Origin of the sequence: Clostridium sp. AM58-1XD, from assembly GCF_003464085.1 — a bacterium.
Taxonomy (GTDB): Bacteria; Bacillota; Clostridia; order Lachnospirales; family Lachnospiraceae; genus Lachnoclostridium_A.
Genome location: NZ_QSDR01000046.1, coordinates 1 through 26,904, shown reverse-complemented (window position 1 = coordinate 26,904; position 26,904 = coordinate 1). Strand labels below are relative to the sequence as shown.

General features: G+C 48.6%; 14 protein-coding genes and 8 pseudogenes. 20 read left to right on the top strand and 2 right to left on the bottom strand.

Features of this window, described 5'->3' with window-relative positions:
* The first annotated feature begins 340 nt into the window (after positions 1 to 340).
* The 11 genes and pseudogenes from gltB to DXA13_RS19230 all read left to right on the top strand — a co-directional run.
* On the top strand, positions 341 to 4,930 hold the full coding sequence (gene gltB, locus DXA13_RS19280; RefSeq protein WP_118246644.1) for a glutamate synthase large subunit: 4,590 nt from the start codon (positions 341 to 343) through the stop codon (positions 4,928 to 4,930).
* Positions 4,906 to 6,388 (top strand): annotated as a pseudogene (locus tag DXA13_RS19275) (glutamate synthase subunit beta). Before gltB ends, DXA13_RS19275 begins: the two are co-directional and overlap by 25 nt.
* Positions 6,389 to 6,512: 124 nt before the next feature.
* Positions 6,513 to 6,755, top strand: a complete 243-nt coding sequence (locus tag DXA13_RS21155; protein WP_181995751.1) for a hypothetical protein — start codon at positions 6,513 to 6,515, stop codon at positions 6,753 to 6,755.
* Positions 6,756 to 6,853: 98 nt separating this feature from the next.
* Positions 6,854 to 7,405, top strand: coding sequence for an ANTAR domain-containing protein (locus tag DXA13_RS19265; RefSeq protein WP_118246642.1), 552 nt, complete (start codon positions 6,854 to 6,856; stop codon positions 7,403 to 7,405).
* A 21-nt stretch (positions 7,406 to 7,426) separates the two neighbouring features.
* A pseudogene (locus DXA13_RS19260) lies at positions 7,427 to 8,640 on the top strand (LL-diaminopimelate aminotransferase).
* Between the two features lie 359 nt (positions 8,641 to 8,999).
* Entirely contained in the window at positions 9,000 to 10,328 is a 1,329-nt protein-coding gene (aspS, locus tag DXA13_RS19255; RefSeq protein ID WP_118246641.1) for an aspartate--tRNA(Asn) ligase, read from the top strand.
* Positions 10,329 to 10,338: 10 nt separating this feature from the next.
* Positions 10,339 to 10,631: pseudogene (gene gatC / locus DXA13_RS19250) on the top strand (Asp-tRNA(Asn)/Glu-tRNA(Gln) amidotransferase subunit GatC).
* Between the two features lie 26 nt (positions 10,632 to 10,657).
* Positions 10,658 to 12,133 carry an Asp-tRNA(Asn)/Glu-tRNA(Gln) amidotransferase subunit GatA gene (gene gatA, locus DXA13_RS19245; protein WP_118246646.1) on the top strand — a complete coding sequence of 492 codons (1,476 nt, stop codon included), beginning with the start codon at positions 10,658 to 10,660 and terminating at the stop codon, positions 12,131 to 12,133.
* Positions 12,130 to 13,573, top strand: a pseudogene (gene gatB / locus DXA13_RS19240) (Asp-tRNA(Asn)/Glu-tRNA(Gln) amidotransferase subunit GatB). Before gatA ends, gatB begins: the two are co-directional and overlap by 4 nt.
* A gap of 77 nt (positions 13,574 to 13,650) precedes the next feature.
* Entirely contained in the window at positions 13,651 to 14,283 is a 633-nt protein-coding gene (gene sigK, locus DXA13_RS19235) for an RNA polymerase sporulation sigma factor SigK (RefSeq protein WP_118246640.1), read from the top strand.
* 148 nt (positions 14,284 to 14,431) lie between these two features.
* A pseudogene (locus DXA13_RS19230) lies at positions 14,432 to 14,692 on the top strand (diguanylate cyclase); the annotation flags it as partial.
* A 28-nt stretch (positions 14,693 to 14,720) separates the two neighbouring features.
* Here the strand turns inward: DXA13_RS19230 and DXA13_RS19225 are convergent.
* Both DXA13_RS19225 and DXA13_RS19220 read right to left on the bottom strand, forming a co-directional pair.
* Positions 14,721 to 15,286: pseudogene (locus DXA13_RS19225) on the bottom strand (chromate transporter).
* The gene (locus tag DXA13_RS19220) at positions 15,283 to 15,861 is read right to left on the bottom strand and encodes a chromate transporter (RefSeq protein ID WP_118246638.1); all 579 of its coding nucleotides are present in this window, start codon (positions 15,859 to 15,861) and stop codon (positions 15,283 to 15,285) included. The pseudogene DXA13_RS19225 and the gene DXA13_RS19220 overlap by 4 nt, the downstream one beginning before the upstream one ends.
* 138 nt (positions 15,862 to 15,999) lie before the next feature.
* On the opposite strand from DXA13_RS19220, the gene DXA13_RS19215 reads away from it, so the two are divergent.
* From DXA13_RS19215 to DXA13_RS20795, 9 genes and pseudogenes are all read left to right on the top strand, one after another.
* A complete protein-coding gene (locus DXA13_RS19215; RefSeq protein WP_118246637.1) occupies positions 16,000 to 16,887 on the top strand; it encodes a LysR family transcriptional regulator in 888 nt (295 codons plus the stop codon).
* Between the two features lie 96 nt (positions 16,888 to 16,983).
* A complete protein-coding gene (locus tag DXA13_RS19210; protein ID WP_118246636.1) occupies positions 16,984 to 18,330 on the top strand; it encodes a putative DNA modification/repair radical SAM protein in 1,347 nt (448 codons plus the stop codon).
* 15 nt (positions 18,331 to 18,345) lie between these two features.
* Positions 18,346 to 19,101, top strand: a complete 756-nt coding sequence (locus DXA13_RS19205; protein ID WP_118246635.1) for a TIGR03915 family putative DNA repair protein — start codon at positions 18,346 to 18,348, stop codon at positions 19,099 to 19,101.
* 21 nt (positions 19,102 to 19,122) lie between these two features.
* Positions 19,123 to 20,085, top strand: a complete 963-nt coding sequence (locus tag DXA13_RS19200) for an alpha/beta fold hydrolase (protein ID WP_118246634.1) — start codon at positions 19,123 to 19,125, stop codon at positions 20,083 to 20,085.
* A gap of 251 nt (positions 20,086 to 20,336) precedes the next feature.
* A complete protein-coding gene (locus DXA13_RS19195) occupies positions 20,337 to 21,878 on the top strand; it encodes a YifB family Mg chelatase-like AAA ATPase (RefSeq protein WP_118246645.1) in 1,542 nt (513 codons plus the stop codon).
* Positions 21,871 to 22,974: a DNA-processing protein DprA gene (gene dprA / locus DXA13_RS19190; protein ID WP_118246633.1), complete on the top strand. Its 1,104-nt coding sequence runs from the start codon at positions 21,871 to 21,873 to the stop codon at positions 22,972 to 22,974. Before DXA13_RS19195 ends, dprA begins: the two co-directional genes overlap by 8 nt.
* A 1-nt stretch (position 22,975) precedes the next feature.
* A pseudogene (topA, locus tag DXA13_RS19185) lies at positions 22,976 to 25,068 on the top strand (type I DNA topoisomerase).
* A 157-nt stretch (positions 25,069 to 25,225) separates the two neighbouring features.
* Positions 25,226 to 26,005, top strand: a complete 780-nt coding sequence (codY, locus tag DXA13_RS19180) for a GTP-sensing pleiotropic transcriptional regulator CodY (RefSeq protein ID WP_118246632.1) — start codon at positions 25,226 to 25,228, stop codon at positions 26,003 to 26,005.
* Between the two features lie 425 nt (positions 26,006 to 26,430).
* Positions 26,431 to 26,904: pseudogene (locus DXA13_RS20795) on the top strand (hypothetical protein); the annotation flags it as partial.

Here is a 26,904-nt window from a genome sequence, read left to right as displayed (position 1 = left end):
AAAAATAGTGACGCGCCGTGAAAGCGCGGAACTATTTGCTACGGCTTGACCATAAGGTCAAGGCGGTTCCCGCGCGTTTTTATGGAGCGAGGGCCGAGCGCAATAAAAAATAGTGACGCGCCGTGAAAGCGCGGAACTGCAAAATTCTGCAAAAGTGCAAGAAATGAGGGCAAAGGAGCCTGTTGTTTCGGCACTTTTTTCGCTTTTTAAGGGACATGTTTTCTATAGATAATTATTACATAAGATAATTAATACATAGAATTGGATAAAAAGCGGTGGAGCAGAACGAACCGGCTTGCTGCTGCGTTCAGGAAATAAGGTAAAGAAAGAGGAGGTCTCTATGAGAAAAAAAATCCCGGATATACAAGGCTCCGAGACTGGGCTGTACCGGACGGAATTTGAACATGACAACTGCGGAATCGGCGCAGTGGTAAACATAAAAGGAAAGAAAAGCCATCGGACGGTGGAGAACGCTTTAAAAATAGTAGAAAACCTGGAACACAGGGCCGGCAAAGACGCCGAGGGAAAGACAGGAGACGGAGTAGGAATCCTATTGCAGATATCGCATGGTTTCTTCTCCAGAGTCTGTCGTGACCTCGGCGTCTTTTTAGGCTCAGAAGGGGAATATGGGGCTGGAATGTTCTTTTTCCCTCAAAATGAATTAAAACGAAGCCAGGCGAAGAAAATGTTTGAGGTAATTATAGAAAAGGAAGGAATGGAGTTTCTGGGCTGGAGATCGGTTCCCACTGTTCCGGAAGTACTGGGGCATAAGGCGAGGGAGTGCATGCCGTATATCATGCAGGCGTTTGTGAAAAAACCGGAAGGCGTGGAGACTGGCCTGGACTTTGACAGGAGGCTTTTCATTGTACGCCGCGTCTTTGAACAGAGCAACGACGATACATATGTCGTTTCACTTTCCAGCCGCACTATCGTATATAAAGGAATGTTTCTTGTAGGGCAGCTGCGCACATTCTTCCTGGATCTTCAGGATCAGGCGTATGAATCGGCAATCGCCATCGTCCATTCCAGGTTCAGTACCAATACGGAGCCGAGCTGGGACAGGGCCCATCCAAACCGGTTTATCGTTCATAACGGAGAGATCAATACGATCCGCGGAAACGCAGATAAAATGTTGGCCAGAGAAGAGACGATGGATTCTCCGTGCCTCAAGAATGAGCTTCACAAAATATTGCCTGTAATCAATGCAAAAGGATCGGATTCAGCCATGCTGGATAACGCTTTGGAATTCATGGTTATGAACGGCATGGATCTTCCTCTGGCCGTTATGGTGACAATTCCTGAACCATGGGCGAACAATAAAGCCATGAGCCAGGATAAAAGAGACTTCTATCAATATTATGCCACGATGATGGAGCCATGGGATGGCCCTGCGTCCATTCTCTTTTCCGATGGAGACGTTATGGGCGCCGTTCTGGACAGAAACGGACTGAGACCATCCAGATACTATATTACAGACGACGGATACATGATTCTGTCTTCCGAAGTAGGCGTCCTGGATATTCCGGCAGAACGGATTCTGCTGAAGGAACGCCTTCATCCGGGCAAGATGCTCCTTGTGGATACGAAGGAAGGACGCATCTGGAACGACGAAGAGCTGAAAGATTTTTATGCGAAGAAACAGCCATACGGCGAATGGCTGGACAGCAGCCTGATTTCCCTGGCCGATATCAAAATCCCAAATAAAGGAGTGGAAGAATACAGCGGAGAACCTCTTTCCAGAATGCAGAAGGCCTTTGGATATACGTATGAAGAATACAGGACATCCGTAAGGGATATGGCGCTTAACGGCGCAGAGGGAATCAGCGCGATGGGGGTGGATACGCCGTTGGCAGTCCTTTCAAAAAAACACCAGCCGCTGTTCAATTATTTCAAGCAGCTGTTTGCTCAGGTGACAAATCCTCCGATCGACGCCATCCGTGAGGAAATTGTTACAAGCACTACCGTCTATGTGGGAAAAGAGGGCAATCTACTTCAGGAAAAACCGGAGAACTGCCAGGTTCTGAAGATCAATCATCCAATTCTTACGAATACGGATATGCTTAAGATAAAGAATATGAAAGTGAAAGGTTTCCGGGTCGCCGTTGTTCCGATCATATATTATAAGAGTATGAAGCTAAAACGGGCTTTGGACCACCTGTTCGTGGAGGTGGATAAAGTTTACCGGGACGGAGCCAATATACTGGTTCTCTCCGACAGGGGAGTGGATGAAAATCATGTGCCGATGCCTTCTCTACTGGCGGTTTCCGCTGTGCATCAGCATCTGGTGAAGACGAAGAAACGCACATCCATGGCGATTATACTGGAATCGGGAGAGCCGAGAGATGTCCATCATTACGCAGTCCTGCTGGGATATGGCGCGTGTGCGGTCAACCCTTACCTGGCTCATGATACGATCCGGGAGCTGATCGAGAACCGGATGCTGGATAAGGACTATTACGCGGCTGTGGATGATTATGACTGCGCCGTTCTTCATGGAATCGTCAAAATAGCGTCTAAAATGGGAATTTCCGCGATTCAATCTTATCAGGGATCACAGATATTCGAAGCGGTCGGAATTTCTGAAGATGTAATAGATCAGTATTTTACGAATACAGTCAGCAGGGTGGGAGGGATCACGCTGGATGACATAGCGAAGGAAGTGGATGAGATCCATTCAGGCGCCTTCGATCCCCTGGGGCTCGATGTGGATTTTACGTTTACCAGTATGGGAAGCCACAAAATGAGGAGTCAGGGAGAAGCGCACCGCTATAATCCGCAGACCATCCATCTGCTCCAGCAGTCCGCCAGGACGGGGGATTACGGGATGTTCAAGGAATATACGGCGTTGGCGGACAAAGAAGAATGCGGAAATTTAAGGACGTTGCTGGAATTCGACTATCCCGACCAGGGAATTTCCATCGATGAGGTGGAGAAGGTGGAATCCATCGTAAAACGGTTTAAGACGGGAGCCATGTCCTACGGCTCCATTTCTGAAGAAGCTCATGAAGCTCTGGCCGCCGCCATGAACAGTATCCATGGAAAATCCAATACAGGCGAAGGCGGAGAGAGCGAAGAACGGCTGGATTCGGAAGGGACAGAGAACAGCAGGTGTTCGGCGATCAAACAGGTGGCGTCCGGAAGGTTCGGAGTCACCAGCCGGTATCTTGTATCTGCGAAAGAAATACAGATTAAGATGGCGCAGGGGGCAAAACCGGGCGAAGGAGGCCACCTTCCGGCAGGCAAGGTCTATCCGTGGATTGCCAGGACGAGGCATTCGACCCCGGGCGTGAGCCTGATTTCCCCGCCGCCTCATCACGATATTTATTCCATCGAAGATTTGGCGCAGCTGATCTACGATCTGAAAAACGCCAATAAATATGCCAGGATTTCCGTGAAGCTGGTATCGGAAACCGGAGTAGGCACCGTAGCGGCCGGCGTTGCCAAAGCCGGCGCTCAAGTCATTCTGATTTCCGGATATGACGGCGGAACGGGGGCAGCGCCGGGAAGTTCCATTCACAACGCAGGCCTGCCGTGGGAACTTGGCGTGGCGGAAACCCACCAGACGCTGATTAAAAACGGCCTGAGAGAACGGGTTATGATCGAAGCAGACGGTAAGCTGATGAGCGGACGGGACGTGGTAATCGCAACTTTACTGGGAGCGGAGGAATATGGATTTGCGACAGCTCCTCTTGTCGCGTTGGGATGTGTCATGATGAGAGTGTGCAATCTGGATACGTGCCCGATGGGAATCGCTACCCAGAATCCGGAACTGCGGAAGAGATTTAAGGGGAAACCGGAATATGTGATGAATTTTATGTATTTCATAGCTCAGGAAATGAGGGAGTACATGGCTCGTCTAGGAATCCGCACGATCGATGAAATGGTGGGAAGGACCGATCTGTTAAAGGTGAGGAAAACGGAAGACCCGAGGGCTGGAAAATTGGATTTTACCCAGATCCTCTTTCACCCCAAGGCGGGCGGCAAAGTTACGTTTAATGCGAAAAAAGCATATGATTTCAAGCTGGAGAATACGCTGGATGAAAAGGTTTTGTTGAAAAAGTTAAAAGACGCCGTAGAAAAAGGAGAACGGAAAACGATTCGCGTGCGGACCGGCAATATGGACCGGGCATTCGGTACAATTCTTGGCTCCGAGATCACCAGATGCCATAAGAACGGGCTGCCAGACGATACGATTACTATAGAGTGTGAAGGCGCGGGAGGACAGAGCTTCGGAGCGTTCATCCCTACCGGATTGACCCTCAAATTAAAAGGGGACAGCAACGATTACTTCGGTAAAGGGCTTTCCGGAGGCAAACTGGCCGTATGCCCGCCGGACGGTTTTATGAGGCCTGCCGAAGAAAATATCATCATAGGCAATGTAGCGCTGTATGGAGCTACCGGTGGAGAAGCCTTTATTAACGGCGTCGCGGGAGAACGTTTCTGCGTCCGCAATTCTGGGGCTCGGGCAGTAGTAGAAGGCGTGGGCGATCACGGATGTGAGTATATGACAGGGGGCAGGGCTGTTATCCTGGGACCTGTCGGAAATAATTTTGCAGCCGGTATGAGCGGAGGAATCGCCTATGTGCTGGATGAGGACAACAGGCTTTACCGTCATATGAATAAAGAGATGGTTTCCATTGAGAAGGTAGATACAAAATATGACGAGAAAGAATTGAAGGATATGATTGAAGCACATGTAAAAGCGACGGGATCGGAAAAAGGAGGGCGAATTCTTGATGATTTCGGCGGATACCTTCCGAAGTTCAAAAAGATTATACCGAACGATTATAAGAAGATGCTGCTTCTTTCCACACAGCTGGAGGAAAAGGGACTGAGCGGCGGTGAAGCCCAAATCGAGGCGTTTTATATCAGTACGGGAAGCAAAAGACAGGAGGATCAAGGATTATGGGAAAAGCCACAGGATTCTTAGAATATCAGAGGGAAACAGGGAGTATTTTTCCGCCTGAACAGAGAATTTCCAATTTTAATGAATTCCATCTGCCGCTTACAAGAGAAAAACAGCAGCTTCAGGGAGCCAGATGCATGGCGTGCGGAGTCCCTTTCTGCCAGTCCGGAATGATGATCGGAGGCATGGTCTCCGGCTGCCCTCTGAATAACTTGGTTCCGGAGTTCAACGATCTCGTTTATATGGGTAACTGGCGCCAGGCATATGAACGGCTGGCGAAGACGAACTGTTTTCCGGAGTTTACAGGCAGAGTGTGTCCGGCCCTCTGTGAAGCTGCATGTACATGCGGCTTAGACGGCGATCCGGTTACCACGAAGGAAAATGAGTGTGCAATTATAGAAAACGCTTTCCTGGAAGGATTTGTCCAGGCGAAACCGCCAAAGGTGAGGACGGGAAAAAGGGTGGCCGTTGTCGGCAGCGGACCGAGCGGACTCGCCGCAGCTATGCAGCTGAACAGAAGAGGCCATATGGTGACTGTTTTTGAAAGAAGCGATAGAATTGGCGGCCTTTTAAGGTATGGAATTCCCAACATGAAGCTGGATAAATCCATTATTGACAGAAGAATCCGGTTGATGGAAGAAGAGGGCGTGAGATTTATGACGGGAACAGACATTTCCACAAAGACAAAGGCAGATAAGCTGCTTAAGGAATATGACAGCATAATCCTCGCCTGCGGAGCGTCTAACCCAAGGGACATCAAGGCGCCAGGAAGAGAGGCAAAAGGAATTTATTTCGCGGTTGATTTTCTGTCTTCCGTAACAAAAAGCCTTTTGGATTCGAATATGAAGGATAAAAAATACATCGATGCAAAAGATAAGAACGTACTCGTCATCGGAGGCGGCGATACAGGGAACGACTGCGTCGGGACATCCATCCGCCTGGGAGCTAAGAGCGTAGTCCAGTTGGAAATGATGCCGAAACCACCGGAGAAACGGACGGAGAATAATCCATGGCCGCAATGGCCCAGAATTCTGAAAACAGATTATGGTCAGGAGGAATCGACAGCTGTATTCGGCCGCGATCCCAGAATATACCAGACGACGGTTACCGGTTTCATATCAGATAAAGAAGGAAATGTCTGCGGAGCAAAAACTGTTTCACTGAGACCGGAAAAGGACGAAAACGGGACGGATCCAAATGGTTCCCGTAGAAGGTTCCGAAAAGACCGTCGCCGCAGACCTGGTTTTCATTGCAGCCGGTTTTCTAGGGGCGCAGAAATGTACGGCTGATGCATTTGGAGTCGCGTTAAACGGGCGGACGAATGCGGCAGCGGACGATAAAACATACAAAACAAATGTGGATAAAGTCTTTGCGGCAGGCGATATGAGACGCGGTCAGTCGCTCGTCGTATGGGCGATCAGAGAAGGTCGGGAAGCGGCCAGAGCCGTAGATGAATCGCTGATGGGATACACGAATCTGTAATCTGGAAGGAACAAAGAAATTTCGACGAACCCTTTGCGCTGTCGGGAAATGGAGATCGAGAATCATACCCTGTGGGAGAGGCGATTTTTCTGAAACCGGATCTGGATACCTTCCGCATCCTTTTGTGGAGGCCCCGGCAGGGGAAAATACAGCCTCTGATCCTTATGTGACGGCAGCCTTGCGCCTGGCTGCCGGTCTGGATGGAATCCGCCATAAAACAGAGCCGAAAGATATGGAAGGATCTTTTGACATATTTCCCGACAATCTTCACAAGGCGATGGAAGCCTTCCGGGTAGATTCATTTGTTCAGCGGATTCTGGGAAACGATTTCTGCAGCGCGTACTGCGCGGCAAAACAAAAAGAGTGACGCGCCTATGCTTCAAAGGTAACGGAATGGGAGGTCTCGGAGTACCTTTACAGGATATAGAGTGATGAAACCGTTCGGGAGGCAGCAGGAGACACGGGATGAGCCGAATAATCATTGTATTTTCAAAAGTGGAAATCGGAAAACGCATACAGGATGTCCTGATAAGGTATGGATTTGAGGGCATGACCGTATGCAGCACCGGGGCGAAAGCCCTTCAGGAAGTGAACAGTACCGGCGCATGGCTCGTCATCTGCGGGTACCGACTTACAGATATGCATTTTACGGAGCTTAAGAGGTACCTGCCAGCCTATGCGGAACTGCTTCTCATTGCTTCCGGCCAGGTTATTGAGAGCAGTCCGCCAGGGACCATGGCAGTGGAAACGCCCGTTCATGCATACGATCTGGTCAGCACCATTCGGATGATGGAAGCCGGAAAGCACAGATGCCGGAAGACGAGGGCTATAAAGGCCCAGCACAGGAGTGCAAAAGAGCAGAAAATCATAGAAGATGCCAAGCACCTTCTGATGGAACGGAATCACCTGTCGGAAGAAGAGGCGCATCGCTATCTTCAGAAGCAGAGCATGGACACAGGCAGAACTTTTTCAGAGACGGCCGAAATGATTCGACTTTTGCTGGCCGGCGAAGGATAAGAAAAAAAGGAGACAACAGACATGTTTGAGATAAATGACAACTATTTAAAACTGCAGGGCAGCTATCTTTTCAGCACCATAGCAAAAAAGGTAAACGCTTACCAGCTGGAAAACCGGGATGCGGACGTGATCCGACTGGGGATCGGAGATGTGACGCAGCCTCTCGCACCGGCAGTGATCGAAGCCCTTCACCGGGCTGTAGAGAGATGGGAAATGCCGAAACATTTCACGGATACGCCCCGGAACAGGGGTATGATTTCCTGAGAAATATCATTTCTGAAAAGGATTTTAAAGCAAGGGGATGTTCCATAGAGCCGGAAGAAATATTTATTTCCGACGGTGCGAAATGTGATTCCGGAAACACCCAGGAACTGTTCGGTAAAGACAGCAGGATTGCCGTTTGCGATCCAGTCTATCCGGTCTATGTGGACAGCAATATCATGGCCGGGAGGAGCGGAAGCTTCCATACGGAAACGGGAAGATACGAAGGCCTGATTTATATGCCATGTACGGAAGAAAATGGATTTGTACCGGAATTTCCAAAAGAAACACCAGACGTGATTTACCTGTGCTTCCCGAATAATCCGACAGGAGAAGCAATCACAAGAAAAGCGCTTCAGGAATGGGTGGACTATGCGAATAAAAACGGCTCCGTCATCATTTATGACGCAGCATATGAAGCTTATATTACAGACCCATCTGTTCCTCACAGTATTTATGAATGCAGCGGAGCAAAAGAATGCGCCATAGAGCTTAGAAGCTATTCGAAGAAGGCGGGATTTACCGGGATGAGGCTGGCTTACACTGTGGTTCCAAAGGCACTGAAACGGGGAGGCGTATCTCTGAGGGATTTATGGAACAGGAGGCAGTGTACAAAATACAATGGGGCGCCGTATATCATCCAGAAAGCAGGAGAAGCCGTTTACAGCCCGGAAGGAGAGCGGCAGATACAGAGCCAGATCGATTATTACATGAGGAATGCCGGAATGATTCTTAAAGGACTGACAGAAGCAGGCTTTACGGCATACGGAGGCGTGAATTCTCCGTATATCTGGATGAAGACTCCGGGAGGAATGACTTCATGGGAATTCTTTGACGAGCTTCTGGAAAAGGCTCATGTTGTAGGAACGCCGGGATCAGGATTTGGCCCGGCCGGAGAAGGGTATTTTCGTCTGACAGCTTTTGGAAATTATGAAAATACTCAAAAAGCTCTTGACAGAATTAAAAATTTGTAGTTTAATTGCAGGAAAATCGTAACTGTTAGAAAAGCTGAGAAGGAGACTCGCCTTGCCAACTAGCCAGACAGGGAGCCGGCGCCACCGATTGAGAGCCCGGCAGGTGAAAGGAAGGAATGGGAACACTCCGGAGCTGTCTGCCTGAACGGATCAGTAGGGCAGAACGTAACTTATGCGTTAAATAGATGAGAGTGGTGCAGAACAGGCCGAATGGCTGTGTGTACAATCGCGGGTGGTACCGCGGGAGCAATCCCGTCCCGGAAATATCTGTTGTTATGGATACTTCCGGGACGGGATTTTTGTTTTCAATAAGTTCCGGAGTATCCCAGTCGAAGAGGTATAAACCAGGAGGAAACATGATGAAGTATTTAACAGGGGAAAGAGAACGGAAGGATTTGGGAATTGCAGAGCTGGCCTGCTGTGAGGAAGGATCAACTGTCTGCACAGCAGGCATGATACACAGCATCCGCCGTATGGGAGAAATCTCATTTGTCATCATAAGAAGGCGCGACGGACTCGTTCAGACGGTTTATGAGGAAGGAAAAGGGGAGGCTGATATCCGTTCCATCAGAGAGGGGGCGGCGGTCAGAGCAGAAGGAATCCTGAAAAAAGAAGCGCGGGCGCCTCACGGCCTGGAAATCAGGCTTCTGAAGGCAGAAATCCTTTCCGAACCAAACGAGCCGCTTCCTTTAGCGGTTGATAAATGGAAGCTGAATGCATCTCTGGAAGCGAGGCTGGATATGCGGCCGCTGTCCCTGAGAAATGTGAGGGAGAGAGCTCGATTCAAGATACAGGAAGGAATTGTAAGAGGGTTCAGGGACTTTCTCTATACCAGAGAATTTACGGAAATCCATACGCCGAAGATCGGCGCCAAAAGCGCAGAAGGGGGAGCAAACATATTCAAACTCAGTTACTTCCATAAGCCGGCCGTTCTGGCGCAGAGCCCTCAGTTATATAAACAGATCATGGTAGGCGTATTCGATCGTGTATTTGAGACCGGTCCGGTATTCCGGGCAGAAAAACACAATACGAAACGCCATCTGAATGAATATGTCAGCCTGGATTTTGAGATGGGCTATATCGACAGTTTTGAAGATATTATGGCTATGGAGACCGGCGCTCTCCGGCATATCATGGAGCTTTTGAACAGAGATTATAAAAAGGAACTGGATATATTAAAGGTTACACTGCCGAGGACAGATAAAATTCCGGCCGTCCGGTTTGATGAAGCGAAAAAACTGGTATCGGAAACATACGGCAGGAACATCCGGACGCCTTTCGATCTGGAGCCGGAGGAAGAGCAGCTGATCGGAAAATATTTTAAAGAAGAATACGGCGCGGATTTCGTATTCATCACCCATTACCCATCGAAGAAAAGACCGTTCTATGCTATGGATGATCCGGAAGATACCCGATATACCCTGAGCTTCGACCTGCTGCTCCACGGGATGGAGATTACGACAGGGGGACAGAGAATCCACGAATATTCAAAGCTGATGGAAAAGATTGCCGCAAAGGGCATGACGGAAGAAGGGCTGGAAACGTACCTGGATGCGTTTAAGTACGGCATGCCGCCTCACGGGGGTCTGGGAATCGGCCTAGAGAGACTGACAATGAATCTGCTGGGAGAAGAAAACGTGAGAGAAGCCTCTCTTTTCCCAAGAGATATGAACAGACTGAGACCATAAGGAGGACGTTATGCAGGGAAAATTGAATGATGAAATGATGGAATATATAGGAATTCTGGCGCAGCTGGAGCTGACTGAATCAGAAAAGGAAAAGGCAGCACAGGACATGGAGAAGATGCTGGACTATATCGACAAGCTGAACGAGCTGGATACGGAAAGCGAGGAGCCGATGACCCACGTATTTCCACTCTGCAATGTGTTCCGCGAGGACGAGGTGACAAATGAAGAACGGCGCGAGGAGATGCTTGCCAATGCGCCGAAAACGAGGACGGACAGTATGTGGTTCCGAAGACAGTAGAATGAAAAAAGCGGGAAAAGGAGGACTTGATATGGATATTATGGAATTGTCGGCTGTCCAGCTGGGAAAGAAAATAAAATCAGGAGAAATCGGCGTGCGGGAAGCTGTAAAATCTTGTACGGATCAGATCAAAAAGAAGGAAAAACAGATGAATGCTTTTGTGACGATTCAGGATACAGGATTAAAGGGCAGAATAAGGGAAGTGGAATCCGGAATCCGAGAAGGCAGATACCGCGGGCCGCTGGCCGGCGTGCCGGTTGCCGTTAAGGATAACATCTGCACAAAAGGGATCAGGACGACCTGCTCTTCAAGAATCCTGGAAAATTTTATTCCCGCCTATGAAGCAGAAGCCGTTAAACGGCTGGAGGCGTCAGGAGCCATACTGATCGGCAAGACGAACATGGATGAGTTTGCCATGGGAAGTACGACGGAGACGTCATCATTCGGTGCTACAAAAAATCCATGGAATCTGAACCATGTACCGGGAGGCTCTTCCGGCGGTTCCTGTGCTGCGGTCGCCTGCGGAGAAGCCTTTTTTGCTCTGGGATCCGATACAGGAGGGTCGATCAGGCAGCCTTCTTCATACTGCGGCGTAACGGGATTGAAACCGACTTACGGAACGGTTTCGCGGTTCGGGCTGATTGCGTACGGATCGTCTCTGGATCAGATCGGACCGATCGGAAAAAATGTATCCGACTGTGCGGCGGTCCTGGAGGTAATCGCATCTTATGACGAAAAGGACAGCACATCCATAAAGCGCGGAGACACCGATTTTACAGAAGCCCTTACGGACAGCATTGCAGGCATGAAAATCGGCGTTCCGAAAGAATATCTGGCGGCAGGGCTGGAAAAGGAAGTGAAGGAGGCCATGGTCGAGGCCATGAGACTGTTTTCCATGGCAGGCGCCAGCGTGGAATTCTTTGATCTGGGTCTGGCCGATTACGCGATTCCTGCATATTATGTCATCGCTTCCGCTGAGGCCAGTTCCAATCTGGAGCGGTTTGACGGAGTAAAATACGGTTATCGGGCGGCCGAATACGAGGGCCTTCATGGTATGTATAAAAGGAGCCGTTCGGAAGGATTTGGAGAAGAAGTAAAGAGAAGGATCATGCTGGGATCATTTGTGTTGAGTTCCGGGTATTATGACGCCTATTACCTGAAAGCGCTCAAGGTAAAGGGCATGATCAAACAATCCTTTGACCACGCGTTTGAGAAGTACGATGTGATCCTGGGTCCGACAGCGCCTTCGACGGCTCCAAAACTGGGTGAGAGCCTGAAAGATCCCCTTCAGATGTACCTGGGAGATATCTATACGGTCGCCGTCAACCTGGCTGGCCTTCCGGCTCTGAGCGTCCCCTGCGGCATGGATTCGAAAGGTCTTCCCGTCGGCCTTCAGCTGATCGGGGACAGCTTTGGGGAAAAGAAGATCATCCGCGCCGCTTATAATTACGAACTGCTCAGAGGAAAATGGGAGATGGCTTATGAAAAGGAGGTAAAACAGGGATGAAACAGTATGAGACAGTGATCGGGCTGGAAGTTCATGTGGAATTGGCTACTAGGACAAAGATTTTCTGTGGCTGTTCTACCGCCTTCGGCGCAGCGCCGAATACCCATACATGCCCCGTCTGTACCGGGATGCCGGGAGCTTTGCCCGTGCTTAATAAAAAGGTTGTGGAATTTGCCCTGGCAGCGGGCCTGGCTATGAACTGCAGTGTTAACCGGCGGTGCAAATTTGACAGAAAAAACTATTTTTATCCGGATAATCCTCAGAACTATCAGATTTCCCAGCTTTACCTCCCGATCTGCCATGACGGGTGGATCGAAATTGAAACTTCTTCCGGTAAGAAAAGGGTGAGGATCCATGAAATACACATGGAGGAAGACGCCGGCAAGCTGATCCATGACGAATGGGAAGACTGTTCCCTTGTGGACTATAACAGAAGCGGCGTACCCCTTATAGAAATCGTAACGGAACCGGATATGAGGAATGAGGAAGAGGTCCTTACATTTCTGGAAACGCTGAGAACCACAATTCAGTATCTGGCGTATCGGATTGCCGCCTGCAGGAAGGATCCATGAGAGCCGATGTCAACCTGTCGGTAAGAGAGTCTGGGAGCGCAGCGCTCGGCACCAGGACGGAAATGAAGAATCTGAATTCCTTTAAAGCCATTTCCCATGCAATAGAAGGAGAGCGGGAACGCCAGATCGAATTGCTGGAGGAAGGCAGAACCGTCGTCCAGGAAACGAGGAGATGGGACGATAACAAAGAGTCTTCTCATGCCATGCGCTCGAAAGAGGATGCGAAGGACTACCGGTATTTTCCGGACCCGGACCTGCCGCCTGTAGTCGTCAGCGACGAATGGATCGGCAGAATCCGGTCCATGCAGCCGGAACTAAGAAGAGAGCGGGCCGCCAGATTTCAGAAGGAATATGGCTGAGGGAAGAGGATGCCCTCGTTATCACAGGTTTTAGAAATCTGGCGGACATATTTGAGGAGACGGCAGAATTCTGCGGCAACGCAAAAAAAGCAGCTAACTGGATTATGGGAGAGACCATGAGACTTTTAAAAGAACGGAACAGGGAACCGGGCCAGGTGGACTTCACTCCAGAACATCTGGCTGATCTGATCAGGGCTGCAGAGGAAGGAAAGGTGAACGACAGGACGGCGAAAGCGATCTTTGAGAAAATATTCGATGAGGATGTGGAACCTCTGGCATACATGGAGGAACACAATCTGACAGCCGTAAACGACGACAGCCTTCTGGCTGAGGCAGCTGAGAAGCTGATTATAGCAAATCCAAATTCAGTAGAAGAATATTTAAACGGGAAAGACAAGGTTATGGGCTTTTTCGTTGGACGGCTTATGAAAGAGATGAAGGGAAAAGCCAATCCCCAGTCCGCACAGAAAATTATCAGAGAAAAACTGGAGGCGCGAAAAAACAGATAAAATTCCTCTTCCATGGAAAAGCACTTTCATTTTGTCCCGGGCATAAGATGAATTAAATAGCTTAAAGGTGGCTTTCTTTGAAGACTTTTCCAAAACCGTTGACTGCAGGTGAAGAGAGAGAATATCTGGAACGCTGCAAAGAGGGTGACCAGTCGGCAAGGGACGTGCTTATCGAGAGAAATATGCGCCTTGTGGCGCATGTGGTGAAGAAATATCAGGGAACGGATTATGAAATGGAAGATCTGCTGTCTGTTGGAACCATAGGCCTCATTAAGGCGGTAAATACGTTTCGTGTGGATAAAGGTTCCAGGCTGGCGACTTATGCGGCCAAATGCGTGGAGAATGAGATTCTCATGCTTCTGCGCAGCAGCAAGAAATATTCCAGGGAAGTGTCGCTGTTTGAACCGATCGGTGTCGATAAGGACGGTGAGACGGTCAGCCTGGTAGACGTAATTGAGATGGAGAACAAGGAAGTTCTGGACTCCATCATTCTGACCCAGGATGTAAAGGAATTATACGAGGCATATGAAAACTGCCTGAAAGACAATGAAAAGCAGGTAATCAGCATGCGTTACGGCCTGTTCGGCAGAAAGGAAGAGACACAGCGGGAGATCGCGAAAAAACTGGGAATATCCCGTTCTTATGTGAGCCGAATAGAAAAGAAGGCCATTGAAAAGATGAGGACGGAATTTGATAAGAGCAGCAGGTAGCGGTATGCAGTATGAAAAGTGCCGTCTGGAAGTTGAGCTTCGACTTGACTTTCAGACGGCATTTTTAAAGTTATATGGAGGACAAAAAGGGATGTCAAGTTAAGATCAGTCATAGCAGGACAACTGTAAGAGCGCCAACGGAGACTGCGTCATCCGTCATGGCGGCGATGAATTTATCATTCTTTATAATGATGTGACAAAGGAACGTTTTTCTGAGAAGCTGGAAGCAATCGTAAAAGGGGTACGGGAAATTCGTTTTCCCGATTTGCCGGATATGAAGCTTTCCATCAGCGTTGGAGGGGAGTATTATGAAAATCCGGATCAGTCTCTCTATTATAATATGGTCCGCCGGGCTGATGAAAAGCTGTACCGCGCCAAAGAAGGCGGAAGAGACCGGTTTGTTTTATAGATCCATATGGGACGGCGGGCAGACCAATTTAGAACAGGCCGCCGTACAGAACTGCGCCGGCCGCGCCGCTTGCAGCCATGACAAGAATTGGATTCATATGGATTTTCCGCAGGAGAAACAGAGAAGCGGCAAAGAGCAGGACAGCTTTTAAGTCAATGGGGATCCAGAAAGAAAACAGCTGTATTCCCCCGGTGAGCGCCATAGTCAGGATTGTACCTGCAGAAGCCGCGATCAGGCCGATGGATGCCGCTCTCAGGCCTTTCAGTGCGGAAGAAACGCTGGATACGCCGCTGTATTTTGAGAAAAAGAGGTACAGGCAGAGAGAGATTACAAAGCCGGATATCGTACATCCGAATGTGGCCAGCACGGCACCGGGGATTCCCATGATACGCAGGCCGGTAAACGTGGAGGTGTTGACTGCCAGAGCCCGGGCGTCATCTGAGAGATTGTGATAATATCGGTAAATTCCTGGATGGTGAGCCAGTGATGGAAATCGACGACCTGTTCCTTTATCAGAGGAATGGTTGCATAGCCGCCTCCAATACTGAAGAATCCAATATGAAGAAAACTGGTTAAAAGTGTGAGCCAGATCATTGTGAGACCTCCGTTTGCTTCCGTGAGATATATACTTTGCCCAGGCAGAGGACAATACTTGCAAAAAGAATATACATAACGGGAATATGAAAGAAAAAGTTAGCGAAAAAGGCAGCCGGCGCGATCAGCGTAAAAAACGGCTGCTTTTCATTTACCAGTGTCTGCCCCATGTCCAGAACCACATCTACGATCAAAGCGCCCACAGAGGCTTCCATGCCCCGCAGAAGAGCCAGAACTAGAGGAAATGATGTAAATACGTGATAGCAGGAAGAAACGGCTCCCAGAATTACAAGAGGGGGCAGTACGGATGAAATCCCGCTTACGACCGCTCCGGGAAATCCAAAAGTCCGGTAGCCGGCAAGTACGGCCAGATTAATGGCAATTGCGCCGGGCGAGGACTGGGCGACAGAGGCCATGTCGAGCAGTTCATCCTCTGAAAAATATGATTTCTCAAGAACAAAATATTTACGTATCATGGGGATGACGACATAGCCGCCGCCAAAGGTAAACGCACTGATAAAGAGATTGATTTTAAAGAGCCATAAAAGGCCGGAAAAAGAAGTTTTTGCATTCATCGTCGGAATCCTTTCTGAATAACTGTTTCTTTTATTATAAACCTTGAAAGATAATGAGTAAAATGTTATTATTTTATAGAAAACATAAGTTGTTAGTAATGAAATTGATGAAAGCAGAAATGGGTCAGGAGGAGAACAATGAATATACGGCAGCTTCAGATATTTGAAGTCGTATGCACGGAAAAAAACGTGACCAGGGCGGCTGAAAAGCTTTACATGACTCAGCCGGCCGTATCCCATGTGATTGCTGAACTGGAGGAGGAAACAGGGTGCCGGCTGTTTGACAGGATTTCCAGGCGCCTTTACCTCAATGAGACAGGAAAACGGTTTTTGGGAAAGACAAAACAGCTTCTTGAATTATTTGAAGAGCTGTCTGAAGGATTCTCTGAATCAGAGGAATTCAGTCCGGTGACCATTGGTACGGCGATTACCGCAGCTAATTTCTGGCTGCCGGAACTATTGAGGGATTTTTCAGAACGATGGAAGAATACTCCTGTTAAAATCGAGGTGGAACGTACCTCAGACGTGGAACAGAAGCTGCTGGACTGCCAGGCGGATGTGGGGCTTCTGGAGGGGAAGGTGAAGAGCCGCCAGCTAGAGTATGTCGTATTTTCCGGTTACCACATATCGGCTTTTGCCGTCCCTGAGATGGGAAAAAAGTGCAGCATGACGACGGGAGAACTCTCTGAGAGCAGGCTGCTTTTACGAGAAAAGGGGAGCGCAATCAGAGACTCGTTCGATTATGCCATGGCCGCGGCAGGTTTTGAAGCTGTGCCGGCAATGGAAAGTGTGAATTCTCAGGCGCTGATCCAGGCGGCCAGAAGCGGTTTCGGTATCGCTCTGCTGCCGGATATTCTCGTAAAGAGGGAAGAAGAGGCGGGAGAGCTGAAAAAGATTCATGTGGAAGGCCTTGAGATTTTTAACGAGATCAGTATTGCCTGGCACAGGGAAAAAGAACTGACTAGCCCCCTTAAGTGGCTTGTGGAACGGCTGAAGAATAAATCCGGTCTTTCGAAGACTTATTAACATCGAACATATTTTCGAAAAAAACACTTGCGGACAGAATACATGTGTGGTAGTATGAAATAGAACAAACGTTCTGATGATGGCAGGTGATGATTGATGTTAATACAGGAACAACTGAGTATAAAAGAAAAACTGGAGATTTTATCGGATGCAGCCAAGTACGATGTGGCCTGCACCTCCAGCGGCGTGGACAGAAGAGGGAAGACGGGAACGACCGGCAATGCGACGGCATGTGGAATCTGCCACAGCTTTGCGGCTGACGGCCGATGCATTTCGCTTCTTAAAATTCTCTTTACGAACCAGTGCATTCATGATTGCAGGTACTGCATTAACCGCTGTTCTAATGATGTGGTCCGGACAGCGTTTACGCCGGAAGAGGTATGTACTCTGACGATGGAATTTTACAGGCGTAATTATATTGAAGGCCTTTTTTTGAGTTCCGGAATTTTATACAGTCCTGACTATACGATGGAATTGATCTGTCAGGCTCTTTGGAAACTGCGCCACGAGTACCAGTTCAGGGGATATATTCATGTAAAGGCGATTCCAGGAGCAGATCCGGCCCTTATCCACAAGGCAGGCCTCCTTGCGGACCGAATGAGCGTGAATCTGGAGCTCCCCACTGCAGACGGGCTGAGAACGCTGGCTCCGGCAAAGACAAGAGAGAAGATTTTGGCGCCCATGCGTCAGATTCAGAGGGGAATCGAAGCAGGCCGTCACGAGCTTATGCTTTACAGGAGGAATCCGTCCTTTGTGCCGGCAGGTCAGAGCACTCAGATGATCGTCGGAGCTACTCCGGAGAACGACTATCAGATGATTTCAGTAGCGGAGGCGCTTTATAAAAATTATGGGCTGAAGAGAGTGTTCTATTCCGCTTTTGTCAGGGTGAATGACGACAGCCTTCTACCTGCCCTGCCTGGCGGTCCGCCCCTTCTTCGGGAGCATCGTCTGTATCAGGCCGACTGGCTGCTGCGGTATTATGGATTTCAGGCAGGAGAACTGCTTTCTGAAAAGAAACCGAATTTTAACGTACTTCTGGACCCCAAGTGCGACTGGGCCGTCTCTCATCTGGAACATTTTCCCATAGAGGTGAATTCGGCCGACTATTATACATTGCTCCGCGTACCAGGGATGGGTGTGAAGTCCGTCAGGAGAATCATCGCAGCAAGAAAGAGTTCCTCTCTGGATTTTGGTGATCTGAAGAAGATGGGAGTCGTACTGAAACGTGCAGCTTATTTTATTACATGCGGCGGGCGCATGATGTTTCCGGTCAGGATTGACCAGGATGTAATTACATCCCACCTGATTGGAGATGAGAGGAGGAAGGTCTGGGATATGGAGCATCATGATATCTACCGCCAGCTGTCTCTGTTTGACGATTACCATATGACCGTTCCCCCAGCGGCGGACGATTACCATATGGCTGCCCTTGGAAGCATGTAGGAAAGGATGGGACCGATGACGGTGTATTTGTGCGGAGAAGAATTTGAAGAGATTTTGTGCGGCGTTTACGATGTCTGGATGAGCCGTCTTGGTCACAGCCAGGTCAGACTGGAATCGGAGAAGTCATGGCAGCCGGAGCTTTTCTGTGAATACAGGAAGGCAGAGGTGACGAAAGAAAAGGCAGAGAAAGTGACCAGGGCCATTAGGGAACGGATATCGGAAGAAGCGTATGCCGTAGTATATGAAGCGTCTCTGAGCATGAAAAGCGACCGCGCCGATAAGATTTATCGTTTCCTGATTTATGGATTTCATTATAAAGCCGGGATTGTGGACATGCTGCAGATTCCAGCTGTTTTCGATGTATTTGAGATGTGCCGCCATCTGAGGAATGAGGCGCACCTTCTGAAAGGATTCGTCCGCTTTTCACAGATGGAAGGCGGTATTCTGGTGAGCACGATCGGGCCGAAAAACGACGTTCTGATCCTTCTGGCAAGACATTTTTCCGACAGGCTTTCCGGTGAAAACTGGATTCTGTACGACGAGAACAGGGAAAAGGCGGCAGTTCATCAGGCGGGAAAAGGCTGGATGGTGGTGAGGACGGAAGGAAGCCAGTGGAAAGAAAAAATAAAAAAAGCCTCAGAGAAGGATATCTACGAGGATTTGTGGAAAAGCTTCTTTCATAGTATAGCCGTAAAAGAACGGACGAATCCTGTATGCCAGAGGAATTTTCTTCCGCTGCGCTACAGGGAGTATATGACAGAATTCCAGTAATTCAATTGAGGTGTATAAGATATGAATGGTGAGAATGAAAAGCAGAAAGTAGTAAGGACGGATTGCGGCCTGCCATCCAGCGATGGAAGGTCAGAACTGCACGTAATCATGTGGAAACCTCATGGAGAGGTGCGTGCTGTCCTTCAGATTTCTCATGGTATGATTGAACACATCGGAAGATACGATGAATTTGCAAGAACGATGGCTGCTCAGGGAATTGCCGTTGTGGGACATGACCACCTTGGGCATGGGAAGACCAGCAGAAGGGAAGATTATGGCTTTTTTGCGGAGAAGTCAGGGGACGTTTTTATGGTCCGTGATATACACCGCGTCCGGAGAGCCGCCGGAAGAATCTATCCGAACCTTCCATACATCTTTTTGGGACACAGTATGGGATCATTTTTTCTCAGAAAATATTTGACGGTATATGGAGATGAGGCGGACGGGGCGATCCTTATGGGCACGGGGGACGAGCCGCTGTTTATCCTTCTGGCCGGAAGGGCGGCAGTAGGAGTGATCGGAAGGTGGAAAGGATGGCGTTACCGCAGCTATTTTCTGCATAATCTCGTGCTTGGAGATTTCGACAGAAAGTTCAAGCCAGTAGGCTGTCCAAGTGACTGGCTGACAAGTGACGAGAAGAAGGTCAGGGAATATCAGGAAGACCCGATGTGCAGTTTTCACTTTACTTGCCAGGCATATAAGGATTTCTTTAAAACGATGCTGGATTTAAAAAGCAGCTTCTGGCTTAAAAGAATTCCGAAGAATCTGCCGGTTCTTATTCTGTCGGGCAGGGAGGACCCTGTAGGTGCCAGAGGAAGAGGTGTCCGCCGTGTATACAGAAAGCTATGCAGGCTGGGGCTTACTGATGTCAATATCCGTCTGTATCCGGAATGCCGCCATGAACTGCTCAATGAAAGAAACAGAGAGCATGTATACCATGATATCTCCATGTGGATCAATGAGCGTATAGGAAATAAAAAGTAAGGATTGATTGTTTTTTCAGGAGCGGTTATAATAACAGGAAAGATCACGTGATCATGTAATCTACCCTGCGGCGGTAAGGAATGATGTCGCTGAAGCGACCCGCCGCAGCGCATTTTTCCATTCAGGTGAGGGTGCAGACTGTGAATTTTCACGCTGCGGCCCTCTATTTCACTTCTTTTTATGTACGTATCTGTACAAAAATCCAGTATAATTTGTTACATGAGCCTTACGGCAGAAAGGAGCATTATTCGTTGTTCAGTAAAGTGAATAGTGCAGGTATTATGGGCATTGAAGGATATCTGGTAGGGGTAGAGGCCGATGTAGGCAACGGACTGCCTGGATTTTCAATGGTCGGATACCTGGCGGCAGAAGTAAGAGAAGCCAGAGACAGGGTGCAGACAGCGCTGAAAAACTCGGGCTTTCAGTTAAATGCGCGTAAAATTACTATAAATTTATCTCCAGCAGATATCAGAAAAGACGGCACAGCATATGATCTTCCAATTGCAGTAGCAGTTTTGGCGGCGTTCGGCACCATTCGGCAGGATCGTTTGAAGGATGTTGTGATTGCCGGTGAACTGGGGCTGGACGGAGAGGTAAAGGAAATTCACGGGAGTTTATCCATGGCTTTGGCGGCAGGTAAAGCAGGTCTGTCCGTGTGCTTTTTTCCAAAAGAAAATGTAAAGGAGGCAAAGGCAGCAGGAAATATACGGATCATCGGAGTATCCTGCCTGAAAGAGCTGGTGGAACTGCTGAATCATCCGGAGTCAATTCAGGAGGAGGCAGAAGTGGAACAGAGCTGGCGGGAACGTGACTATCCTCAGGATTTTTCCGAGGTCAACGGCCAGTCGGTTATGAGAAGAGCGACTGAAATAGCCGTTTCAGGTATGCACAATATCCTATACATAGGCCCGGCCGGAACGGGCAAGAGCATGATTGCAAAGCGCATTCCATCGATTATGCCTCCGCTTTCCAGGGAGGAAAGTATGGAAATTACAAAGGTATACAGCGTATGCGGCCTTCTGCCAAAAGGAGAGGCACTGCTTACCGCAAGGCCGTTCCGCAGTCCTCATCATTCGATTACACGCCAGGCTATGGCCGGAGGAGGAAGAGTACCGAAACCAGGGGAGATTTCTCTGGCTTCCAGGGGAGTGTTGTTTTTAGATGAGCTTCCGGAGTTTTCGTCCGAGGTGCTGGAACTTTTAAGGCAGCCCATGGAAGATCGGAAGATCACCATATCCAGGCTGAGAGGATCGTGGGAATTTCCTGCCGATACAATGGTCGCGGCAGCTATGAATCCGTGCCCCTGCGGCTATTTTCCGGATCGAAGGCGGTGCCGATGCAGTCCGGATAAAATTAAAAAGTATTTGTCGAAAATATCCGGTCCTTTATTAGACAGGCTGGATATCTGTGTAGAGGCCGCACCTGTTACTTATGAGATGGCAAGGCAGAGCCGCAGGAATGAATCCTCGGGGGAAATCAGAAAACGTGTGGAAACGGCAAGGAATATACAGAGAGAGCGGTTTACAGGCACAGGGATATATTTTAACAGTGAGATGAGGAGAAGGGAAATTCAGAATTACTGTTTGCTGGGGAAGGAGGAAGAAACGTTCCTGAAAGAACAGTTTTATGCGCTCAGGATGAGTGCCAGGAGCTGCGACAAGATTTTAAAAGTAGCGAGGACAATTGCAGACCTGGATGGAACAGAAAGAATCGGACTGTCTCATCTGTGCGAAGCGGCGGGATACAGAAGCCTGGAGGAGAAGTATTGGGGAAGGAGTGGGGATCATGAATGAAAAAGAATATCTCTACTGGCTGTGCAGCATAGATGGTGTTGGAGCGGTTACAATAAGAAAGATCGCAGAGACATTTGGAAGTCTGGAGAACGCCTATAATATAGAAGAAAAGGAATGGAACGCAGCAGGTATTGTCCGCCGCCCTCTTTTGCGAAAGATTATGGATCGTAAAAATCATCTTCAGCAGATGAGGGAGGAATATCATAGTCTGAGAGACAGAGGAATACAGTTTATTAGTGCTTGGGAAAAGGGATATCCGAAGAAGCTGAAGGAAATTTATAATTATCCGGCTGCGCTGTTCGTAAAAGGCGCGATTCCAAATGACGATATGCCGTCAGTTGCGGTGATCGGAGCAAGAAACTGCAGCGATTACGGAAGGGCGATTGCGCATGAATTTGCAGAGGCGCTGGCTGAATCCGGCGTACAGATTATCAGCGGTATGGCATATGGAATTGACGGGGCGGGACACCGGGGAGCGCTTAAAGCGGGAAAAGGGACGTATGCCGTCTTAGGCTGCGGAATCGATATCTGCTATCCCAGAGAACACTATGAGCTATATACGGAAATACCGAAAAACGGAGGGCTGATCTCGGAGTACATTCCCCGCCTGGCTCCGACGGCCGGTCATTTTCCCATGAGGAACAGAATCATCAGCGGGTTGTCTGACGCAGTATTGGTGGTAGAAGCGGCAGAAAAGAGCGGTTCTCTCATAACGGCAGAGCTGGCGTTAGAGCAGGGAAGAGAGGTTTTTGCCGTCCCTGGCCGCATAACCGACGAGCTGAGCGCAGGCTGCAACCGCCTGATTCAGAATGGAGCTGGAGTTGTAAATGACCCTGGTGATATCCTGGATTATTTGCAGATTCAGCACAATAAAATGTTAAGAGTTCATGAAAAAAACGGAAAGGGACTTGCAAAGACTGAAAAAATGGTGTATAGTTGCCTCGATTTACAACCAAAATCTTTGGAGGCGGTTGTAGCCGAAAGCGGGATTTCTGTTGGAGAATGTATGCGGGCTCTTTATGAATTGGAAAAAAAGGGCTACGTCACCCAGGCGTTCGGACAGTACTATGAAAAAAAGCTGCAAGTGAGAGGTTAAAATGGCAAATTGTTTAGTAATTGTGGAATCCCCGGCAAAGGTAAAGACAATTAAGAAATTTTTAGGATCCAATTATGTAGTAGACGCATCGAACGGACACGTAAGAGATTTACCAAAGAGCCAGATGGGAGTCGATGCGGAAAATGATTTTGAACCTAAATATATTACAATACGCGGCAAGGGAGACATCCTGGCAAAACTTCGTAAAGAAGCGAAGAAAGCGGATAAAATATATCTGGCAACTGACCCTGACCGAGAAGGGGAAGCGATTTCATGGCATTTAATGAAAGCGCTGAAACTGGATGAAGTCAAGGATAAGAAAGTATATCGAATCAGTTTTAATGAAATTACGAAAAATGCGGTGAAATCTTCCCTAAAGTCCCCGCGGGAGATCGATATGAATCTTGTCGATGCACAGCAGACAAGAAGAATTCTGGACAGAATGGTTGGATACAGCATCAGCCCGATTTTGTGGAAAAAGGTAAAAAGAGGACTGAGTGCAGGCCGTGTTCAGTCGGTAGCTCTCCGTATGATTTGCGACAGGGAAGATGAAATCAACGCTTTTATTCCGGATGAATACTGGAACCTGGAAGCAAAGTTAAAGTGCAGCGGAAAGAAAACTCCGCTCACGGCAAAGTTCTATGGAAGCAGGGCTGAGAAACTGGCAATTCATAATAAAGAAGAATTGGAAGTGATTCTGAAGGGCCTTGAGGGCGCTTCATATGTGGTAGAGGATGTTAAGAAGGGAGAACGGACAAAGAAGGCTCCGATTCCCTTTACGACGAGTACTCTTCAGCAGGAGGCTTCGAAAGTTCTCAATTATTCCACACAGAAGACCATGCGTCTGGCTCAGCAGCTGTATGAAGGCGTGGATATAAAGGGGCATGGAACAGTCGGCCTTATCACCTACCTGCGTACGGATTCTACGCGAGTTGCTGACGAAGCGGATGCGGCGGCAAAAGAATATATTGCTGCAAATTACGGAAGTCAGTATGTGGCAGGAGAGGAAAAGACGAAGAAGAGCAGCGTAAAGATTCAGGATGCCCATGAAGCCATTCGCCCTACCGATATTACACTGTCTCCCGTTATTATTAAGGAATCTCTCAGCAGGGATCTGTTCCGCTATATCAGCTGATCTGGAAACGGTTTACAGCCAGCCGCATGCAGCCGGCCGTATATGAGACGACATCGGTAAAGATTGGAGCCGGAGATTACTTTTTTACACTGGCTGCTTCAAAGCTGGCCTTTGACGGCTTTATGTCTGTCTATGTCCAGGAGGACGACAAGGAAGAGACAAACGTATTGCTTGGAAGTCTGGAGAAGGGCGACGAGCTTGCGCTGGAAAAACTGGAATCCAGCCAGCATTTTACTCAGCCGCCGGCACACTATACGGAGGCTTCTCTTGTTAAGGCGCTTGAAGAACAGGGAATCGGACGTCCGAGTACGTATGCTCCTACGATTACCACGATTATTGCCAGGCGTTATGTGGCAAAAGAGAACAGAAACCTCTATGTGACGGAGATCGGCGAGGTGGTAAACCGGATGATGAAATTTAGCTTCCCTAGTATTGTAGATACGGCATTTACTGCCAATCTGGAATACCTTCTCGACAAGGTCGGTGATGGTTCGGTACAGTGGAAGACTGTTGTACGGAATTTTTATCCGGATTTGAAAGAAGCTGTGGAAAAAGCCGAGAAAGAGCTGGAGAGCGTTACGATCGCAGATGAAGTGACGGATGAAATCTGCGAGCTTTGCGGACGCAACATGGTTATTAAATATGGACCACACGGAAAGTTCCTGGCGTGTCCTGGATTCCCAGAATGCAAGAATACGAAACCGTATCTTGAAAAGATCGGGATGAAATGTCCTCTGTGTGACGGGGAAGTGGTCATTAAGAAAACGAAAAAAGGAAGAAAGTATTTTGGATGTTCAAATAATCCGGAATGCGAATTTATGTCATGGCAGAAGCCTTCAGAGGTGAAATGTCCGGAATGCGGCCACTATATGGTGGAAAAAGGAAATAAACTTCTGTGCGCAAACGAACACTGCGGCCACAGTATGAATAAAAAAGAGAGCGAATCCAAGGAAAAATAAGGCCTGTTAAATTAAGATAGAATATTTTTTGGGAAATTTCTAAAAAATTCAAAAATTTTCGAAAAACTCTTGTTATTAACGCACAATCGTGATATGCTAACCTTAAGTATAATTGTATTTCGTACGATGATGATAAATAGGCGAGGAGGTTTCGGAAATGAGTGTACAATTGTTGGATAAAACCCGGAAAATTAATAAGTTATTGCATAACAACAATTCGCATAAGGTCGTGTTTAATGATATTTGTAAGGTTCTTAGTGAAATTCTGCTGTCCAATATCTTGGTTATCAGCAAGAAAGGCAAAGTCCTTGGAGTCAGCATTTGGGAAGGTGTAGAAGAGATAGAAGAGCTGATTGCTGATCAGGTCGGCGGTTATGTAGACACCATGCTGAATGAGCGCCTTTTAAATATTCTGTCAACCAAGGAAAATGTGAATCTTGCAACTCTAGGCTTTGCAGAGGAGAACGTTAAAAAATATCAGGCAATAATCACACCGATCGATATTGCAGGCGAACGTCTTGGAACGCTATTTATATACAAGGCCGACAGCCAGTACGATATTGATGACATCATTCTTTGCGAATACGGCACAACGGTAGTCGGACTTGAAATGATGCGTTCCGTCAATGAGGAGAATGCAGAAGAAACGAGAAAAATACAGATTGTGAAATCAGCGATCAGCACCCTCTCTTTCTCAGAATTGGAGGCAATCACTCATATCTTCGAGGAATTGGATGGCAACGAGGGAATTCTGGTGGCGAGCAAGATTGCAGACCGTGTAGGCATTACCCGTTCCGTTATTGTCAATGCGCTGAGGAAATTCGAGAGTGCCGGCGTAATTGAATCGCGTTCATCAGGAATGAAGGGCACATATATTAAGGTACTCAATGATGTTGTATTTGATGAACTGAGGAATATTAAAATGACAGGAAAGTAAAGACAGACTGTCATACAGGTAATAGAATAACTTGTGAAGTAAATCGCATATAAAGAAACGGCCGAACGAGGTTCGATCATTCGGCTGAACAGCCCCGGCATGAGTCATTTATCCTCTTAAGCCGGGGCGTTTTTTTATTACACTAGGAAAGTTCTCCGAACTATCCAATGTAACAAAAAAGCCCTCCGGGCAGGGTCGCCCTGCGGCGGTAAGAAAGACATTGTTCTTATAAAGCGTTAAAACGTTTGATTCCTGAAAAGTAAAAAGCGCTTCGCTATGGACAGCGTGGCCCGCATGATCGGGCAGGCGCACTCGCGTGAACGGATTTATGTCGCTGAGGCGAACGGAAATTGGCATGTGGCGGAACACCAGACGAAAGGGCACGTCATACCTTAGTAGTAACATGAAAATCTTAGAGGTATGATATGAATCAATACGGAGAAGGAAATGCAAATGACCTCCGCAAGCCGGTTGGCTGCGGGTGCCCGTGCTGTTGCAGCGTATGTCAGGGACCTCCTGGCCCACAGGGAATTCAGGGTCCGGCCGGTCCTCGGGGAGAACAGGGTCCGGCCGGACCACGAGGAGTTCAGGGACCTCCTGGGCCTCAGGGATATCAGGGAATCGCCGGACCCACCGGTCCCGAGGGCCCTCAGGGCCCGACCGGTCAAGTGGGAGCCGCCGGTCCCCAGGGGATTCAGGGGCCCGCAGGCCCGACCGGCCCGGCGGGAGAGCGTGGACCAGCCGGACCACAAGGTCTGCAGGGCTTGCAGGGTCCTCAGGGGAATTCAGGGGCCTTCCCGGCCCGGCGGGAGAGCGTGGACCAGCCGGACCACAAGGTCTGCAGGGCTTGCAGGGTCCTCAGGGGAATTCAGGGGCCTTCCCGGCCCTACTGGGTGATT

Bases quoted from the DNA above. Each gene is read 5' to 3' on its own strand.
- aspS (WP_118246641.1), top strand. From the start codon at position 9,000: ATGAAGTATTTAACAGGGGAAAGAGAACGGAAGGATTTGGGAATTGCA.
- dprA (WP_118246633.1), top strand. From the start codon at position 21,871: ATGAATGAAAAAGAATATCTCTACTGGCTGTGCAGCATAGATGGTGTT.
- gltB (WP_118246644.1), top strand. From the start codon at position 341: ATGAGAAAAAAAATCCCGGATATACAAGGCTCCGAGACTGGGCTGTAC.
- DXA13_RS19265 (WP_118246642.1), top strand. From the start codon at position 6,854: ATGAGCCGAATAATCATTGTATTTTCAAAAGTGGAAATCGGAAAACGC.
- DXA13_RS19220 (WP_118246638.1), bottom strand. From the start codon at position 15,861: ATGAATGCAAAAACTTCTTTTTCCGGCCTTTTATGGCTCTTTAAAATC.
- codY (WP_118246632.1), top strand. From the start codon at position 25,226: ATGAGTGTACAATTGTTGGATAAAACCCGGAAAATTAATAAGTTATTG.
- gatA (WP_118246646.1), top strand. From the start codon at position 10,658: ATGGATATTATGGAATTGTCGGCTGTCCAGCTGGGAAAGAAAATAAAA.
- DXA13_RS19205 (WP_118246635.1), top strand. From the start codon at position 18,346: ATGACGGTGTATTTGTGCGGAGAAGAATTTGAAGAGATTTTGTGCGGC.
- DXA13_RS19215 (WP_118246637.1), top strand. From the start codon at position 16,000: ATGAATATACGGCAGCTTCAGATATTTGAAGTCGTATGCACGGAAAAA.
- DXA13_RS19210 (WP_118246636.1), top strand. From the start codon at position 16,984: ATGTTAATACAGGAACAACTGAGTATAAAAGAAAAACTGGAGATTTTA.
- DXA13_RS19200 (WP_118246634.1), top strand. From the start codon at position 19,123: ATGAATGGTGAGAATGAAAAGCAGAAAGTAGTAAGGACGGATTGCGGC.